Here is a 16,016-nt window from a genome sequence, read left to right as displayed (position 1 = left end):
GTCGTGCGCCTTCCGCTCCAATCAACAGGTTCTAAAATCAACAGTATCCTTTAACACAGCATATTTTTCAGGAAACATCCTCTTTCCCTAAATTTCATTTTACAACAGAATTTAATTCTGTTGTTTTTTTTTATTCTTAGATTTTCAGAAAAATATGATAAAATACAAATGGTTATTAAAAAGGGGGATTTAGTATGAGCCTAACGCCAAAGCAAGTTGAAAAGAAGTTTTTAGAATATGTAAAGAAAATGAGCGCATACAATGAGGCACTTGGATTGATTTATTGGGACCTGCGGACTGGTGCTCCGAAGCAAGGTATGGATCAACGATCTGAAGTAATTGGCATGCTTTCATCTGAGGTTTTTAAAATGTCCACATCGGAAGATATGGCAGCATACATAGCAACACTATCTAAAAATGAACTTTCTGAAACCACACGTAAAATTCTTGAGGAATGTAAAAAAGAATATGAACGCAACAAAAAAATTCCTGCAGATGAATACAAGGAATATGTCATTCTACAGTCCAAGGCAGAATCTGTCTGGGAGGAGGCAAAGGAAAAGTCAGATTTTAATCTGTTCAGACCTTACCTTGAGAAGCTGGTAGAAACGACGAAGAGGTTCATCATTTATTGGGGTTATACAGGAAATAGCTACGATGTCCTGCTTGATTTATATGAACCCGGTATGACCGTAGAAGTCCTTGATCAGGTATTTGGCGATTTAAGGGAGAAAATTGTTCCTTTGGTCAAACAGATTGCTGACTCACCAAATAAGCCGAGGACTGAGTTTCTTTTTAAACACTTTAATAAGGAAAACCAGCGTGCATTAAGTTTAAAAATACTTGGGAAAATGGGTTACAACTTTGATGCAGGCAGACTTGATGAAACTGTTCATCCCTTCGCTACTGGGTTAAATCCAGGTGATGTCCGGGTAACAACAAACTATGATGAACAGGATTTCCGTACAGCAGTCTTCGGTACTATTCACGAAGGCGGGCATGCATTATACGAACAAAATATTTCAAAAGAATTGATTGGAACTCCTTTATGTACGGGAACATCAATGGGTATTCATGAATCTCAATCTCTTTTCTATGAAAATATTGTCGGACGCAGTTTTTCTTTTTGGAAAAATAATTACGAGCTATTAAAGACATATGCAACCGGTCAGTTTGACGACGTTTCAATTGAAGAATTCTACAGGGGAATAAATGAATCGAAGCCCTCGCTAATTAGAATCGAAGCAGATGAATTAACCTATCCTCTCCACATTATTATTCGTTACGAAATTGAAAAGGGTCTTTTTAATGGTGAGATAGAGGTTAAGGACCTTCCACAGGTTTGGAATAAATTATATCAAGAATATTTAGGGATTACTCCAAAAAATGACGCTAAAGGCGTATTGCAGGATGTTCACTGGGCAGGAGGCAGCTTTGGATATTTCCCATCGTATGCACTAGGATACATGTACGCTGCTCAATTTAAGCATAAAATGCTTGAGAATCTGCCGAACTTTGATCAACTGTTGGAAGAAGGAGATTTACTGCCAATCAAAGAATGGCTGAACAAAAATATTCACCAATATGGTAAACAGAAGAAACCATTAGAAATCCTTCAAGATGTAACGGGTGAAGGTCTGAATGCTCAATATCTAGTTGATTATTTGTACGATAAATATGGTAAGGTCTACCAATTAAAATGATGATAAAGAAGGGAAGGGAGAAATTAATGCCCTTCTTCTTTATTTAATAAGGTGTGTGAGGGATGGGGAAATTAGGTCCAATTATTCTTATTGCAATCAGTGCGATTATGTGGGGAATCATAGCAGTATTTGTTAGGAAACTGTCAAGCTTAGGTTTTACTCCAATGGAGATTGTTACAATTAGAGTGGTAACAGCCGTTCTATTACTAGGAATTATCGGTTTGCTAAAGTATCCGGGACAAATGAAGATACATTTACGAGACAGCAAATACTTTATCGGAACAGGGATATTTAGTATTGTATTGTTTAATTGGTGCTATTTCTCTTCGATAAATCAACTTAGTCTATCATTTGCCGTTATTTTACTTTATACGGCACCTACTTTTGTAGTTGTTCTTTCTTATTTGTTTTTAAAGGAAAGTATGGATGCTTTGAAAATAATTTCAGTGATTGGGACATTGATAGGCTGTACATTTATCGTTGGAATTAATTTGATGGAAACACCTTCAATGAATCTAGCAGGGATATTAACAGGTCTTGGAGCAGGCTTCGGTTACGCTCTGTACACTATATTTGGTAAATTTGCTTTAGTAAAGTATCGCCCATTCACTGTTACTTTTTACACGTTCCTCGTTGCTTCCATTACTTTACTTCTCTTTACAGATCTTTTTGAAAAAGGAAGTATGCTATTAAGCAGTGAAGCCATTCTTTACGAAATAGGGTTAGGCCTATTTCCAACCGTTCTAGCATACTTATTCTATACAAAGGGACTAGAGAAAATGGAAGGAAGCAAAGCATCTATTATCGCGACTGTGGAGCCTGTTGCTGCAACGTTACTAAGTGTTTTCTTCTACAACGAAGACTTTGGGGTTCTGCAATTTATTGGAACTGCTATTATTCTATTATCAGTTATTCTAATAAATTTGCCGAAAACATTCTTTAAAATAAACAACAAAAAAAGGCTTCAGTTTTAATGAAGCCTTTTTCGTTATTTTCTTATTTGTTACCAGGAACCCCAAGTTTTAAATCCTGGTGAGCCTGGAGGGGCATTTTGAATCATATCGATAAACGGTATGGTGTATGCGAATAGAATTAGGGCTGCTGTGATACCAAGCCATAATTTCCAGTTTTCAAAGATCATTGGTGCTTTTTCATCAAGATTTTCTGCTTCACCTACAGGGAATTCTTCTTCTCCTTTAGGTGCAAAGAACGCAAGATTAACAAAGATGATAATCATTAATATTATTCCAAGGAATAGTATCGATCCACCTACGGCTTGTGCAATTTGGTAAGGAATCCATTCCATTGCTTGCGCTGAATCTCCATAAGTTGAGTAGGCAGAGCGTCGTGGTCCTCCAAGAAGTCCTTGGAAGTGCATAGCACCTGACATAAAGGCCATTCCGATAAACCAAACCCAACCTTGAATAATAGCTAATTTATTCATTGCTTTCGTTAATATACGTCCTGTTAAATGAGGAACAAGCCAAAAGGTAATTCCAAAGAAAGTCAAAACAACAGAGGTTGCAGCAGTTAAATGGAAGTGACCTGTTACCCAAATCGTATTATGAACGACTTGGTTCATTTGGTTTGAAGCGTTGATAATACCGCCTGCACCCGCAGGGATAAAGCTTGCCATCCCAATAAATGGAACGGTAAAACGAGCATCTTTCCAAGGTAAAACCTTGAACCAGCCAAAAAGTCCAGTTGCTCCTTTAGAGCGGCCAAATCGCTCAAACGTTGCAAACAATGAAAATGCAGTCATTAATGATGGAATGATTACCATAAACGTCAAAATTACTTGTAAAAACTTCCATGCTGGATCAATTCCTGGCTCTGTTAATTGATGGTGGAAGCCAACTGGAATTGAGAAAAGTAAAAACAGAATAAAGGATAGACGTGCTAAGGAATCTGAGAAAATCTTTCCGCCAATAATTTTTGGAATGATTGCATACCAGCACATATAAGCTGGAAGTAACCAGAAATACACGAGCGGATGTCCGAAATACCAGAACAAGGTACGGCTGACTAGCACATCTACTGTATCTACTAATCCAAGAGACCAAGGCAGTAACTGGAATAAGACAGTTGCCGCTACTCCAAGTGATGCAACAATCCACATTACTGTATTAATAATAGCCATAAAGCTTAACAGCGGGCTTGGTTTACCAGGGTTTTCCCTGCGCCATCTAGCATAAGTCATAATTTGTGCTGCTCCGTCAAGCCAGCTGCCTATAACAACAAATGTCATACCTAAGTAAAAAATCCAATGCGCTTTTAGTGGTGCATAGAAAGTGTAAAGAACAGAAGCTTCTTTTAGTAATACCATTGTAGCAGCCATAATGGTTCCTACCGTCATTACCCAAAAGCCAATCCAGCCAATCCGGCGTGCTGCTGGAGAATGAGTACCTGCTGTACGGCTGACGGCAGCATATTGAAATCCCATAATAAAGAACGTTGTCAAAACAAGTCCCATTAAAACACCATGTACGGTTAAAATTTGATAATAATCAATACCCCATGGAAGCTCAAATTTGCCCGAACGGACCAGTGTTTGGAGTAATCCCATTAAACCGCCTAGTGTTAGTGCAATAAAGGCAACGTAAAAGTGTGCCATCGCAAGCTTTCCATCACGTGGATCAACTTTTAATTTTGATGTTTGGCTAGACATTATTTAACCACCTTTATCTTAGAACTCATTAAATGGTGACCGGTACCGCAGTACTCGTTACAAACCACTAAATATTCGCCTTCTTTATCAAACGTTGTAACAATCTCATTTATGTAGCCTGGTTCAAGCATCATATTGATATTTGTTCCGGCAACTTGGAATCCATGAATAACATCCTTTGTTGTTGCCATCACTTTTACTTTCGCTCCTAATGGAACCTCGACTTCAAGTGGATTATAGGAGAAAGCTGAAGCAACATAAACTAATTCATAATCCCATTCTTTTCCTTCAACTTTGTTTAATCCAGGTTTATCAAAGGGTGCCTGAGTATCAATCTTTTCTGGATCTATAGTAGTTAAGCAGCTTGGCGGCTTGTTACCTAAGTAAAAAGCGCTTACTCCTACAACTGATAAGAAAACAACAAGAGCGCCGATTCCGAAGATAAGCCAAATTTTTTCAAACTTATGCATATGCATGGTTTTTTCCCCTTTCTCTCTTTAAGGCACTTTTCTTAAACATTCTTGCTTTATGGAACAATCGTCCTAAGTTTCACGAAAAATTAGATAAATCTATTAAGAAAAGAGCTACCAACTAAATTCTAAAGCGCAAAATAACTATTTCCACGTTAAAATCAGCTTTGGATATAAATAACAACTTTACGAAAACAGTCATGCATTAAAAACGGTCTAAGAACAAGAAATAGACACTTACCCATGTGACAACTAAAAAGATTCCCAAAAAGAAAACGGATGCCAATGTCCCTTTAAGAGAAGAGCTGTCTTCAATTTCTGTTTTTTTGTTTGTTTTCAGTTCCGCTTTCGCCATCCCCCTTGCACTCCCTTCAGAAAAAATAAATTAAATAATAAGTTCTCTTTCATAATACAAAACAATTGTGAAGAAAAAATAACAAATTTCATAGTTCACAAAGTGTTCATTCCTTAGATAATCACTATGTTAATAGTAATAAACTTATATAACAGTGATTTATATCACAATAGTAGTGGAGGAGTTGTGACTAAAATGTGAACTATCACTTATTACCTGTGATAAAAGTAATTGATTATGACTGTCATGAAGAAAAAGCTTGTTTTTTTAACGATTGTCACAATTTTGAAACTTTTAAATAGTATGGAATAGATGTAACAGAATTTTGAGAAGCGAGCGTGTTATTGATGGATAAATATTATTGTGAACCATGCCGTCTCCTCTATGACCAAATCGAATATTGTAAAGTCTGTGGGTCCTTAGCTGATAAAAAGATAAAAATAGAAGTTCAAGCCCAATCGAAAAAACAGTAAAGAATATAAAGCGCCAAGATAAGGCGCTTTTATTTTTTTGAAAGCTAAAATTGGAAAAGTTTTCGTAGTGATTAGTTGCAGCATCTCAGTTATAATCAAGGAGCACAACAACAACAACCTTCAAAACGTTGGCTTCCTTCTAGCAGGGAAGCTTTTTTTTTGTACATACATCTCCTTTTTTTGGTAAAAATACCTTTACCTACATTGGAGGAGAATAACATAATGCCAACAATTCTTTCAGTAGCAGAAGCAGTTCCTGAATTTGAAATAAAACAAGAGCGAGCGGTAGACTTCGCCAGAGAACTTTTCTCAGATAGTTTTAAGGATATCGAAAGACTTCTTAAAGCTTTTCAAAATGGACAAATTGAAAAACGGCACATCGTCAAGGAGATTGACTGGTATAAAGAAGACCGTTCATTTGAGGAAAAAAACAATGCCTATATTAAATCTGCAGTAACCCTGGGAATGCAGGCGATTGTGAACTGCCTTGAAAATGAGACATTTTTGACCAGAAAGATTAACTGCGATGAAATCGATGCGATTTTCTATATCTCAACAACAGGGATGGCAACTCCGAGTATCGAAGCTAGAATTATGAATCTTTTGCCCTTTCGCGAACACACCAAAAGAGTCCCTATTTGGGGTCTTGGCTGTGCTGGGGGAGCAGCTGGATTATCGAGGGCATTTGAATATTGTACTGCATTTCCGGATGCATTGGTTTTGGTGCTATCAGTTGAACTCTGCAGCTTGACTTTTCAACGTAATGACTATTCAAAAAGTAACCTTATTGGAACGTCACTATTTGCTGACGGGGTTGCCTGTGCATTGATTTGTGGTAATGAAGTAAACAGTGATGAATTAAGTGCTAAAAAGACATCGCCAGCCATCATTGATACACAATCTACATTAATGCCAGACTCATTAGATGTAATGGGCTGGGATATAAGGGACCAAGGTTTATTCGTGGTATTCTCCAGAGATATCCCCAGTATTATTGAGGAGTGGCTAAAACCTAATGTAAGTAAATTTTTAACTAAGAATAGGCTGGAGCTGGCGGAGATTGACCATTTTATTGCCCATCCTGGCGGAAAAAAGGTTATTGACGCTTATATTAAATCATTAGGGATACGACCTTCGATGACAGACATCTCACTTGATGTTCTAAAGCAATATGGAAATATGTCGTCGGCAACGATTCTATATGTTCTGAGGAGGTTTATGGAATTAGGCGGTGAAACAGGGACATATGGACTTTGTACGGCGTTAGGTCCGGGATTTAGTTCAGAATTGCTATTACTGAAATGGGGTTAAAGGATGATTCCTTTTTTTATATTTTTTTCAGTGTTAATTATTCAACGTTTACTGGAGTTAGCAATTGCCCGCAGAAATGAAAAATGGATGAAAGAGCGAGGGGCTATAGAATTTGGTATAAAGCATTATCAATTTATCGTGCTGATGCATTCTATGTTTTTTGTTGTTTTCCTTTTTGAAAAAGTTGCCTTTTCTCGTGAGTTATCATCTTTTTGGCCGTTTTTAGCAGCAGTATTTGTATGTGTGCAGCTGATCAGATTATGGGCGATTTCGTCACTTGGGCGGTATTGGAATACAAAAATCATCGTTTTGCCAAATGTTGAGGTCGTCAGAAAAGGGCCATACAGGTTTATCAAACATCCCAATTATTTAGTGGTATCCATTGAATTTATGGTTATACCCATGATGTTCGGCGCATACATAACAGCTGGCTTGTTTACGCTATTAAATATACTCATGCTGTTAATCCGCATACCCGCTGAGGAAAAAGCGCTGCAGGAGCTTACTGAATATGAAGGAAGTTTTGAAAGCTGTAATCGCTTTCTGCCAAAACTGTTAAATAAATATGACAATTAACTTATCTATATTGAAAATGATTATCAATTGTGATATTCTATTTTTAAAGAAGAATGAAAATCATTCTCACTTCATTTGAGCGGATAGGAAGGTGTATCTGATGGCTTTTGCATTTGTAGGTGGAACGGTAATCTTATACGCATTTGTCATGAAGCACGTCTTAAAAAACGTAACACGGTAAGAGAAGAGAATATAACATTGAGCCAGGGAGGAATCCTTGGCTTTTTTCTTTTGTTTATGAATGAAAATGGTATCTCAGTGACCGAAGCGAAGCTGGATAAATCATTTGGGTAGCTATAGAGGGTTTATAGTGACCAAAGCAAAGCGGGAAAAATCATTTGGGTAACTATAGAGGACTTATAGTGACCGAAGCGAAGTTGTAAAATGGATTTAGTAACTATAGAGGGTCCATAATGACCAAAGGGATTCTGGAAAATGAATAAGGTAACTATAGATTGCTTGAGCAACCGAATCATCACTGAAGAATGAAAAAAGGTCACTATAGGATTTCTACAATGACCTACATGAAGAAATCTGAATTACTTGTAATAAGTGTACTTTCCTCTGCAATATACCTTATAATGTTTCTGTAATATCCGCCTAATCTGTTTCTTAGATTCAATCACCTTACACCACTCATAGACCAAATTGGTGGTAATTTTTATATCTGGAAAGAGAAGCCGTAACTCCTTCACAGACCGTAGTATCCCATCCTCGACACTTACAACACAGCCACATACGCTGCACACAATTTTAGTCTCCCCTGCCTTAACTGAAAAGGAATGGCATGACATACAGGTTTTTCCTTTTTTTAATTGATCATAATAATAAGGGGGGACTCGTGTGTAGGGAGAACTTGGTTTATGTTCCTTAACTAAATAGTCAGCTAGTTTATAGTGATCTTCGTTTAGTATAGAGGCTTTCGCATTGAATTCGTCCAAGTATTTAGCGAGCTGTGTGGGATATATTATAGGCTTGTCCAATGGTGCTTGATAGAGGGTGAATGCTGGGTTAACAAAGAAGACATTTGATTTTATGGAGATAGAGTAATTTATCTTTTGGAAAACCTGCTGAAGTAAGGTGTCACTTCTTTTTATTTGATCCAGCGGATTCTGAATCACTGTATCATTCATTACATAGAACTGATCGGATTTATAATAATAATCTCCCTCGTAATTTTTCACTTCACAAGGAAAATGGGTGCCTTGGCCAATAAGAAAGGAATCTATTTGGAAATTTGTTGAGTTTGTCTCTAGCCGCAAATCATTTAATACTAAAAACTTTTTTGGATCCAGCCTCTCATCAGTTAATTGATCAAACATCACCTCACCCTTGTAACCTTTTTCTAGGTACAAATAGCTTTTTTTCTCTTTGCTGGGTAAAACCATGCGATTGTTTAAGGATTTAAACAACTTTAATTCCTCTGACTCGATACGTTCTTTATAAGCCATATTCCACATCCTTACCAAGTAATAATACAATAGTACCTGAGCGGAAAAAATAATGCGTGAATATTATGTTAACAAATTAAGTTTTCACAATAGGAAAAGTTTGAATTATCGTATAAAATATAAAATATTACAAAGTTGTGAACAAGGGGAAGAAATCATGGTGCAAACGGCAAATAAGCAAGAAACCATTTCATCACTTAAAAATAAGATCCTTGCTTTATATGAATATCTTATTGAACAAGGTGATACTGAGAACGCAGAAAAAACAAAACAGCTAGCGAAGAAACTGCAGAACCGTGAGTTTATGATTGCTTTTTGTGGTCACTTTTCAGCTGGAAAGTCAACGATGATTAACAAAGTGGTCGGCGAGAACTTGCTGCCATCAAGCCCGATTCCCACCAGTGCGAACCTCGTAAAGGTAAAATCAGGTGAGGAATATGCGAAGGTTTTTTTCAAAAATGAGAAGCCGCGGGTGTACTTAGCACCATATGATTATGAATTAGTAAAGAAATACTGCAAGGATGGCGATCAAATTGAGGAAATCGAAATCAGCCATGCAGACTCCCAGTTACCTGAAAATACGGTTATTATGGATACACCAGGAATTGATTCAGCAGATGATGCACACAGGGTGGCAACCGAATCTGCAATCCACCTTGCTGACCTAGTTTTATACGTGATGGATTATAACCACGTCCAAGCAGAGTTGAATTTTTTATTCACAAAGGAATTGACCGAAGCAGGGAAAGAAGTTTATCTCGTTATTAACCAAGTAGATAAGCATAAGGAAGAGGAGCTATCGTTCCGACATTTTCAAGAAAGTGTCCAAAATTCTTTTGGTGCATGGGGAGTTAAGCCGGCACGAATCTTTTATACTTCCTTAAAGTTTCAAGACCATAAACTGAATGAATTTAATGAATTGAAAGCTTTTATCGCCCAGAAGTTGCAGAATAAGGATCAACTTTTACAGCAATCCATTTTTCATTCTCTGAAAAAAATTTCGTCAGACTATCTAGACCAAGATCGCAATAAAAGGGAAGAAGTACTTCAGCCAGTTTTTGATTTGTTAAATGAACTTCCTGAGGAAGAAAAACAGGAACTAACACAATCCTATCAATCCATCAGTGCAAACCTTCAGACCCTTGAAAGAGGGGTCGAGGAAACAGAAAAAGAATTGGATAAAGAGATAGCGAAAATTTTGAACAATGCCTATTTGATGCCATTTCAAACAAGAGAATTAGCAGAGGCATTTCTTGAAGCAGCACAGCCGGAGTTTAAGGTAGGCTTTCTTTTTTCAAAACAAAAAACGTTAGAAGAAAAGAATGCTCGTCTTGATCGGCTTTACCAGGACCTGTTAGAGAAAACGAAATTACAGCTTGAATGGCATTTGCGTGAATATTTGATTGCTATCCTAAAGAACAACAGTTTAGATGACCAAGAGCTTCAAAAAAAGGCTCAATCTTTTTCAATCAATGTTCCAATTGAATTGATCGTACAAACAATTAAACAAGGAGCAAGGTTATCTGGTGAATATGTACTTCACTACACGGAGGACTTGGCGAATGGTATCAAAAAAATAGCAAGAGAAGGTATTTTAGATTTTAAACAGGCACTCATGCCAGTATTAGTAGCAAAAACAAAAAAGGTAACACAAATGTATCAAGAAGAGTTCAAGAATATGGAACAATACGTAGGTGCACTAACTGAAAAAGAAAATTTTGAAAAAGAAACAGCGGCAAAAGAGACAAAAATTGAGAAGTTGCTAAGTGAAGCAACAGAAAACCAAACCGATGAGCATTTACTATTCCAGCAAGAGGAGGAAGAAGCAGAAGTCGTTTATGGCCAATCCATACCGGTGCCAGAAACACTTCAAAAGAAATTGCCGGTAACAAAGGTAAAAACGAATGTAACGAAGCAAACCGAAACAGAAAAAGCAAGAAGCCAGTTACAAAGTATGGTTTCCCGTTTATATCAGTCTGCCCAGCTAATCGATAACCTGCCAGGTTTTCAAAAGCTGGCAAAAGAATTAGAGGATAAAGCAGATCGATTAGCGAACAAAGGATTTACGGTTGCTCTATTTGGTGCCTTTAGTGCGGGTAAATCTTCGTTTGCTAATGCACTTATGGGTGAAAAGGTACTGCCAGTATCACCTAATCCAACAACTGCAGCCATTAATAAAATTAAACCTGTAACTGAAACCTATCAGCATGGAACGGTGCTTGTGAAATTTAAAGAAGCCAACGCGATGCTTGAGGATGTAAACCGTTCATTGAAATTATTTGACCTGCAAAGTCCTACTTTAGAAGCTGCGTCGAGCGAAATTGATAAGGTTATGCTTGAAAAAGGGCAGGAAGGTGTTGCGGAAAAGACACACTATGCATTTTTACAAGCATTTAAAAAGGGCTTCCTCTTACATGGAAAGCAGCTCGGAACTGTTTTAGAAACGGACCTAAACGAATTTGCTGATTTCGTAGCGCTAGAAGAGAAGTCGTGCTTTGTAGAATGGATTGAGCTTTACTATGATTGTGAACTGACTCGCAAAGGGATTACACTCGTTGATACCCCAGGGGCGGATTCAATCAATGCCCGCCATACTGGAGTAGCATTTGATTATATTAAAAATTCAGATGCTATCTTGTTTGTTACGTATTATAACCATGCCTTTTCAAAAGCGGATCGAGAGTTTTTAATCCAGCTTGGCCGCGTGAAAGAGTCCTTCCAGCTAGATAAAATGTTCTTTATTATTAATGCGATTGACTTAGCTGAAAATGAGGAAGAGAAGGAAACTGTTGAGGAATATGTAACAGAACAATTAATTAAATATGGAATTCGGAAACCACACCTTTATCCATTATCTAGTTTGTTAGCGTTAAAAGAAAAAGTAGAACCAGACATAGATGAAAAGTCCGGAATGGGGGATTTTGAAGGGGATTTCTATCATTTTATTTCAAATGATTTAACTGAAATGGCCATCACCTCCGCTGGCAATGAATTAAATCGTGTCCAGGAGTTGGTTGGTAGACTAATTCAAAGTTCTAAAGAAGACCAATACGTAAAAGACCAAAAACGAACTGAAATAGAAGAACAAAAAGCCGAAATTAAAGAATTGCTTGAAAAACAAACACCTGAAGCGCTGCAAAAACGCATGTCCCTAGAGAGTGAAGAACTCCTTTACTATATTAAACAAAGAGTATTCCTTCGCTTTAGTGACTTTTTCAAAGAGGCATTTAATCCTGCTTCCTTAAGAGATGACGGAAGAAATTTAAAGAAGGCATTACAATCTGCTTTGGATGAAATGTTAGAAAGCCTAGGGTTCGATTTCGCTCAGGAGCTGAGAGCAACTACGGTCAGACTGGACTCTTTTTCACGAAAAGTGTTAACCGACTATCATATAGCACTGTCTCGTAGTATGAAGGAAATTAATAAGGACTTATCATTTGCACCTTTTGAGATGAAGAATGATGGTGAGATTGAGTTTCCTTTAGCTTTTAGTCATCTAAATAAACAGCTGTTTACGAAAGCTCTGTCTTATTTTAAAAATCCAAAGTCCTTTTTTGAAAAAAATGAAAAGAAGTTTATGAGTGATGAGCTAAATAATGTTTTAAATGGCCCTGCAGATGATTATCTGAAATCTGAAGGTGAAAATTTAGCTGCCTTTTACTCTCGAATTTTGACTGGCCAATTCGAGGAATTAATAACCCAAATTGAAGAACAGGCAGACGATTATTATTTAAGCCTTCTTTCTGCATTAGATGGGGGAGTTTCCATCGAGAAATTACAAGAAGTTTATCAAAAGCTGGAAGAGTCTAAGTACTAACTTAGTGGGGGATTTCTATGAATTATATGATCGACAAAGAGTGGCTGCTTAAAAATTTAAATGAACCTCATGTCCGTATTGTGGATTGCTCTTTTTCGTTAGCAGACCCTAAAAAAGGCAGACAGGAATATGATCAAAGCCATATTCCTGGTGCCAGCTATTTTGATCTTGAGATAGATTTATCGGGTGAAATTGGTGAACATGGCGGGCGACACCCATTACCAAATTTACATGAGTTTATCGAAAAACTTGAACAAGCTGGTATTGATGAAAGTACAACGGTAATTGCCTATGATCAAGGGGAAGGTGCTTTTGCTGCAAGATTTTGGTGGCTTTTGCAATACCTTGGAAATGAAAAAGTGTATGTATTGAATGGAGGCTTTAAAGGCTGGAATGAAGGGGATTACCCGGCTACATCAGAGGTGCCCGCTTTTAAAAAAGCTGCATTTAAGCCAAATATTAATCATGACCTGCTCGCAAGTATGGAGGAAGTTAGGGCAGTGTCGGGTGGACAAGATTCCCACACAATTCTAATTGATTCTAGGGAAGAAAGACGATATTTAGGATTAGAGGAACCAATAGATAAAAAAGCTGGGCGGATTCCTGGGGCAATTAATAAACCATGGTTTGAAGGACTCAATGCTGGCTTTTATAAGCCTGCAGAGGTACAAAAACAACGTTTCTCAGAGATTAATCCTGAAAACGAAATTATTGTTTATTGTGGTTCAGGTGTTACAGCGGCACCAAATTATCTGGCATTAAAAGCAGCAGGGTTTCAAAAGGTAAAACTTTACTTGGGAAGTTTTAGCGATTGGATTTCCTATCAAGAAAACGAGATAGAGTAAGTTTTTATGCTATAATAGTTTTTTAATCGATAGGAGGTCAATACATTGGAATATCAAAAACCTTCACTTATGTTAGTTGATGGAATGGCTTTATTATTTCGTGCTTTTTATGCTACGGCTGTAACAGGTCAGTTTATGATAAATTCAAAAGGAATTCCGACGAATGGGATTCACGGATTCATTAAACATTTATTTACTGCAGTATCTTCTTTTAAACCATCCCATGTGGCAGTTTGCTGGGATATGGGCAGTAAAACATTTCGCTCTGAATTATTCGAAGCCTATAAAGGGAATCGCGGTGAAGCACCAGTCGAATTAATCCCTCAATTTGATTTAGTTAAAGATGTAGTGGCTGCTTTTGACATCCCTAACATTGGTTTGGCAGGCTATGAAGCAGATGACTGCATTGGAACCATTGCGTATCAAGCTAGAGAACAGGCGCATGTTTCGATTTTAACAGGTGACCAGGATATCCTTCAGCTCCTTGATGAAAGTATTTCGGTTATTTTATTGAAAAAAGGCTATGGGAATTATCTTGTTCATACCCCTGATACCTTCTTTGAAGAAAAAGGCATTAAACCGCGACAGATGATCGATTTAAAGGCACTAATGGGTGACCCTAGTGACAATTATCCTGGAGTAAAGGGAATTGGTGAGAAAACCGCTCTTAAGCTTTTAATGGAATTTGAGCATGTAGAGGGAATTATTACGAACCTTGATCGTCTTTCAAAATCTCATAAAGCGAAAATTGAGCAGGATTTAGAAATGCTACATTTATCACGAATGCTAGCTGAAATTAAGTGTGATGTCCCAGTCAGCTGTGATTTACAAGAAGCTGGGCTTAAGATTGAAAAGGAAAAAGCATTAAATAAATTAATGGAACTAGAACTTCGTGGCGTTCAGCGTCTGCTGCCGCTTGAAGCATCGTTTGTTTCCTGAAATCGGAGGCTGCCCCAACTAGGGGTGGCCTCCTTCAATTTGGTTGGTAAGAATATATTGGTGACTGCTGAGAAAAAATAATCATGAATAATGCTTTTTAATAGGATAAACTCTAAAATGCAATTATAATAAGAATGATGAAAGGAAATAGACTAAAAAATAGGGGAGCCGGTGTTGCCGGTTGAGAGGTTATCCATGAGATAATGACCCTTTGAACCTGATCTGGTTAACACCAGCGGAGGGAACATATTTAACAAAACCATTTTGTTAGTGTGCGCCCATACTTAAAACTAGGGCGCTTTTTCATTTTAAAAAACGTCCTTTTAAGTAAAAAACGTGAAAATGTTATCCAAGCCTATTTCTGCAAATTATATAATAGAGGATGATAAAAGTGAAAGTGAAGACATGGATTAGTTTGATACTAGCTGTCTTGTTAATTGCAGGCTGTGGTACAAATACTAAGGAAAATTCACAGGGAAGTGAGCAAGAGAATAAAAAAAGCCTAGAAAAAGTTACGGTTGTATTAGATTGGACACCAAACACGAACCATACAGGATTATATGTTGCAAAGGAAAAAGGATATTTTAAAGAAGAAGGCCTTGATGTCAATATTATTATGCCGGGTGAAGCAGGTGCTGACCAATTAGTTGCATCCGGTAAATCACAATTTGGGGTTGGCTATCAAGAGGGGGTAACACAGGCTCGGATTCAAGGTGTCCCGCTAGTATCAATTGCGGCGGTAATTCAGCATAATACATCTGGATTCGCCTCTCCTGCTGATAAAAATATAATTACGCCAAAGGATTTTGCTGGTAAAACATATGGCGGATGGGGATCTCCTGCAGAAAAATCAGTAATAGATTCATTAATGAAAACAGAAAATGCCGATGTTGAGAAGGTGAAAATTATCAATATTGGAGACACGGACTTCTTTACCGCGGTTAAAAAAGATATTGATTTTGCCTGGATTTATTATGGGTGGACCGGAGTTGAAGCAGAGCTGCGCGGTGAGAAAATAAACATGGTATATTTAACAGACTACTCAGAAAAACTAGATTATTACACGCCTGTATTAACAACAAATGAAAAAATGATTGCAGAAAAACCTGACACGGTAAAAGCATTTGTAAAAGCAGCTGCTAAAGGGTATGAATTTACGATCGAAAACCCAGGTGATGCAGCAGATATTTTATTAAAAGCAGCACCAGATTTAGATCCTGAGCTTGTGAAAAAGAGTCAAGAATGGTTAGCGCCTAAATACCAGGATGATGCATCACGATGGGGTGAACAAAAGCTTGAGGTATGGGAGAACTATGCTTCCTGGATGTATGAAAATGGATTACTAGAAAAAGAATTAGAAGCTAAAAAAGCTTTTACGAATGAGTTCTTACCTGAATAGGAGGGGTTA

At 37.4% G+C, this 16,016-nt stretch carries 12 protein-coding genes and 1 riboswitch; of the genes, 8 read left to right on the top strand and 4 right to left on the bottom strand.

Translation table 11 applies throughout. The features are described from left to right. The first annotated feature begins 194 nt into the window (after positions 1–194). Positions 195–1,703, top strand: coding sequence for a carboxypeptidase M32 (locus tag QNH48_RS21170; protein ID WP_283951892.1), 1,509 nt, complete (start codon positions 195–197; stop codon positions 1,701–1,703). 62 nt (positions 1,704–1,765) lie between these two features. Further along, entirely contained in the window at positions 1,766–2,677 is a 912-nt protein-coding gene (locus QNH48_RS21165) for a DMT family transporter (protein ID WP_283951891.1), read from the top strand. Between the two features lie 29 nt (positions 2,678–2,706). On the opposite strand, the gene QNH48_RS21160 is transcribed toward QNH48_RS21165, so the two are convergent. The 3 genes from QNH48_RS21160 to QNH48_RS21150 form a co-directional block, all read right to left on the bottom strand. After that, a complete protein-coding gene (locus QNH48_RS21160; protein ID WP_283951890.1) occupies positions 2,707–4,371 on the bottom strand; it encodes a b(o/a)3-type cytochrome-c oxidase subunit 1 in 1,665 nt (554 codons plus the stop codon). Then, a complete protein-coding gene (locus QNH48_RS21155) occupies positions 4,371–4,847 on the bottom strand; it encodes a cytochrome c oxidase subunit II (protein ID WP_095247351.1) in 477 nt (158 codons plus the stop codon). Before QNH48_RS21155 ends, QNH48_RS21160 begins: the two co-directional genes overlap by 1 nt. Positions 4,848–5,046: 199 nt before the next feature. Further along, positions 5,047–5,196, bottom strand: coding sequence for a cytochrome c oxidase subunit 2A (locus QNH48_RS21150; protein ID WP_063251174.1), 150 nt, complete (start codon positions 5,194–5,196; stop codon positions 5,047–5,049). A 695-nt stretch (positions 5,197–5,891) separates the two neighbouring features. Between QNH48_RS21150 and QNH48_RS21145 the strand changes: the two genes are divergently transcribed. Further along, positions 5,892–6,980, top strand: coding sequence for a type III polyketide synthase (locus QNH48_RS21145; protein WP_283951889.1), 1,089 nt, complete (start codon positions 5,892–5,894; stop codon positions 6,978–6,980). A 3-nt stretch (positions 6,981–6,983) separates the two neighbouring features. After that, on the top strand, positions 6,984–7,556 hold the full coding sequence (locus QNH48_RS21140; RefSeq protein ID WP_481858431.1) for an isoprenylcysteine carboxyl methyltransferase family protein: 573 nt from the start codon (positions 6,984–6,986) through the stop codon (positions 7,554–7,556). A gap of 539 nt (positions 7,557–8,095) precedes the next feature. On the opposite strand, the gene QNH48_RS21135 is transcribed toward QNH48_RS21140, so the two are convergent. Next, entirely contained in the window at positions 8,096–9,007 is a 912-nt protein-coding gene (locus QNH48_RS21135; RefSeq protein WP_283951888.1) for a nuclease-related domain-containing protein, read from the bottom strand. A gap of 157 nt (positions 9,008–9,164) precedes the next feature. On the opposite strand from QNH48_RS21135, the gene QNH48_RS21130 reads away from it, so the two are divergent. The 4 genes from QNH48_RS21130 (at position 9,165) to QNH48_RS21115 (ending at position 16,007) form a co-directional block, all read left to right on the top strand. Beyond that, positions 9,165–12,824, top strand: a complete 3,660-nt coding sequence (locus tag QNH48_RS21130) for a dynamin family protein (protein WP_283951887.1) — start codon at positions 9,165–9,167, stop codon at positions 12,822–12,824. A gap of 17 nt (positions 12,825–12,841) precedes the next feature. Next, positions 12,842–13,669 carry a sulfurtransferase gene (locus QNH48_RS21125; protein WP_283951886.1) on the top strand — a complete coding sequence of 276 codons (828 nt, stop codon included), beginning with the start codon at positions 12,842–12,844 and terminating at the stop codon, positions 13,667–13,669. A gap of 45 nt (positions 13,670–13,714) precedes the next feature. Continuing rightward, positions 13,715–14,608, top strand: a complete 894-nt coding sequence (locus QNH48_RS21120; RefSeq protein WP_283951885.1) for a 5'-3' exonuclease — start codon at positions 13,715–13,717, stop codon at positions 14,606–14,608. A 151-nt stretch (positions 14,609–14,759) separates the two neighbouring features. After that, positions 14,760–14,871: riboswitch (TPP riboswitch) on the top strand. A 134-nt stretch (positions 14,872–15,005) separates the two neighbouring features. After that, a complete protein-coding gene (locus QNH48_RS21115) occupies positions 15,006–16,007 on the top strand; it encodes an ABC transporter substrate-binding protein (RefSeq protein ID WP_283955842.1) in 1,002 nt (333 codons plus the stop codon). Positions 16,008–16,016: the final 9 nt, after the last annotated feature.

This window comes from Neobacillus sp. YX16 (assembly GCF_030123505.1).
GTDB lineage: Bacteria > Bacillota > Bacilli > Bacillales > Cytobacillaceae > Neobacillus.
This window is presented reverse-complemented; position numbering and strand designations above follow the sequence as displayed.

Excerpts from the sequence above, each read along its gene's own strand:
- QNH48_RS21125 (WP_283951886.1), top strand. The coding sequence starts at position 12,842 with ATGAATTATATGATCGACAAAGAGTGGCTGCTTAAAAATTTAAATGAA.
- QNH48_RS21140 (WP_481858431.1), top strand. The coding sequence starts at position 6,984 with ATGATTCCTTTTTTTATATTTTTTTCAGTGTTAATTATTCAACGTTTA.
- QNH48_RS21130 (WP_283951887.1), top strand. The coding sequence starts at position 9,165 with ATGGTGCAAACGGCAAATAAGCAAGAAACCATTTCATCACTTAAAAAT.
- QNH48_RS21135 (WP_283951888.1), bottom strand. The coding sequence starts at position 9,007 with ATGGCTTATAAAGAACGTATCGAGTCAGAGGAATTAAAGTTGTTTAAA.
- QNH48_RS21150 (WP_063251174.1), bottom strand. The coding sequence starts at position 5,196 with ATGGCGAAAGCGGAACTGAAAACAAACAAAAAAACAGAAATTGAAGAC.
- QNH48_RS21170 (WP_283951892.1), top strand. The coding sequence starts at position 195 with ATGAGCCTAACGCCAAAGCAAGTTGAAAAGAAGTTTTTAGAATATGTA.
- QNH48_RS21155 (WP_095247351.1), bottom strand. The coding sequence starts at position 4,847 with ATGCATATGCATAAGTTTGAAAAAATTTGGCTTATCTTCGGAATCGGC.
- QNH48_RS21160 (WP_283951890.1), bottom strand. The coding sequence starts at position 4,371 with ATGTCTAGCCAAACATCAAAATTAAAAGTTGATCCACGTGATGGAAAG.
- QNH48_RS21145 (WP_283951889.1), top strand. The coding sequence starts at position 5,892 with ATGCCAACAATTCTTTCAGTAGCAGAAGCAGTTCCTGAATTTGAAATA.
- QNH48_RS21165 (WP_283951891.1), top strand. The coding sequence starts at position 1,766 with ATGGGGAAATTAGGTCCAATTATTCTTATTGCAATCAGTGCGATTATG.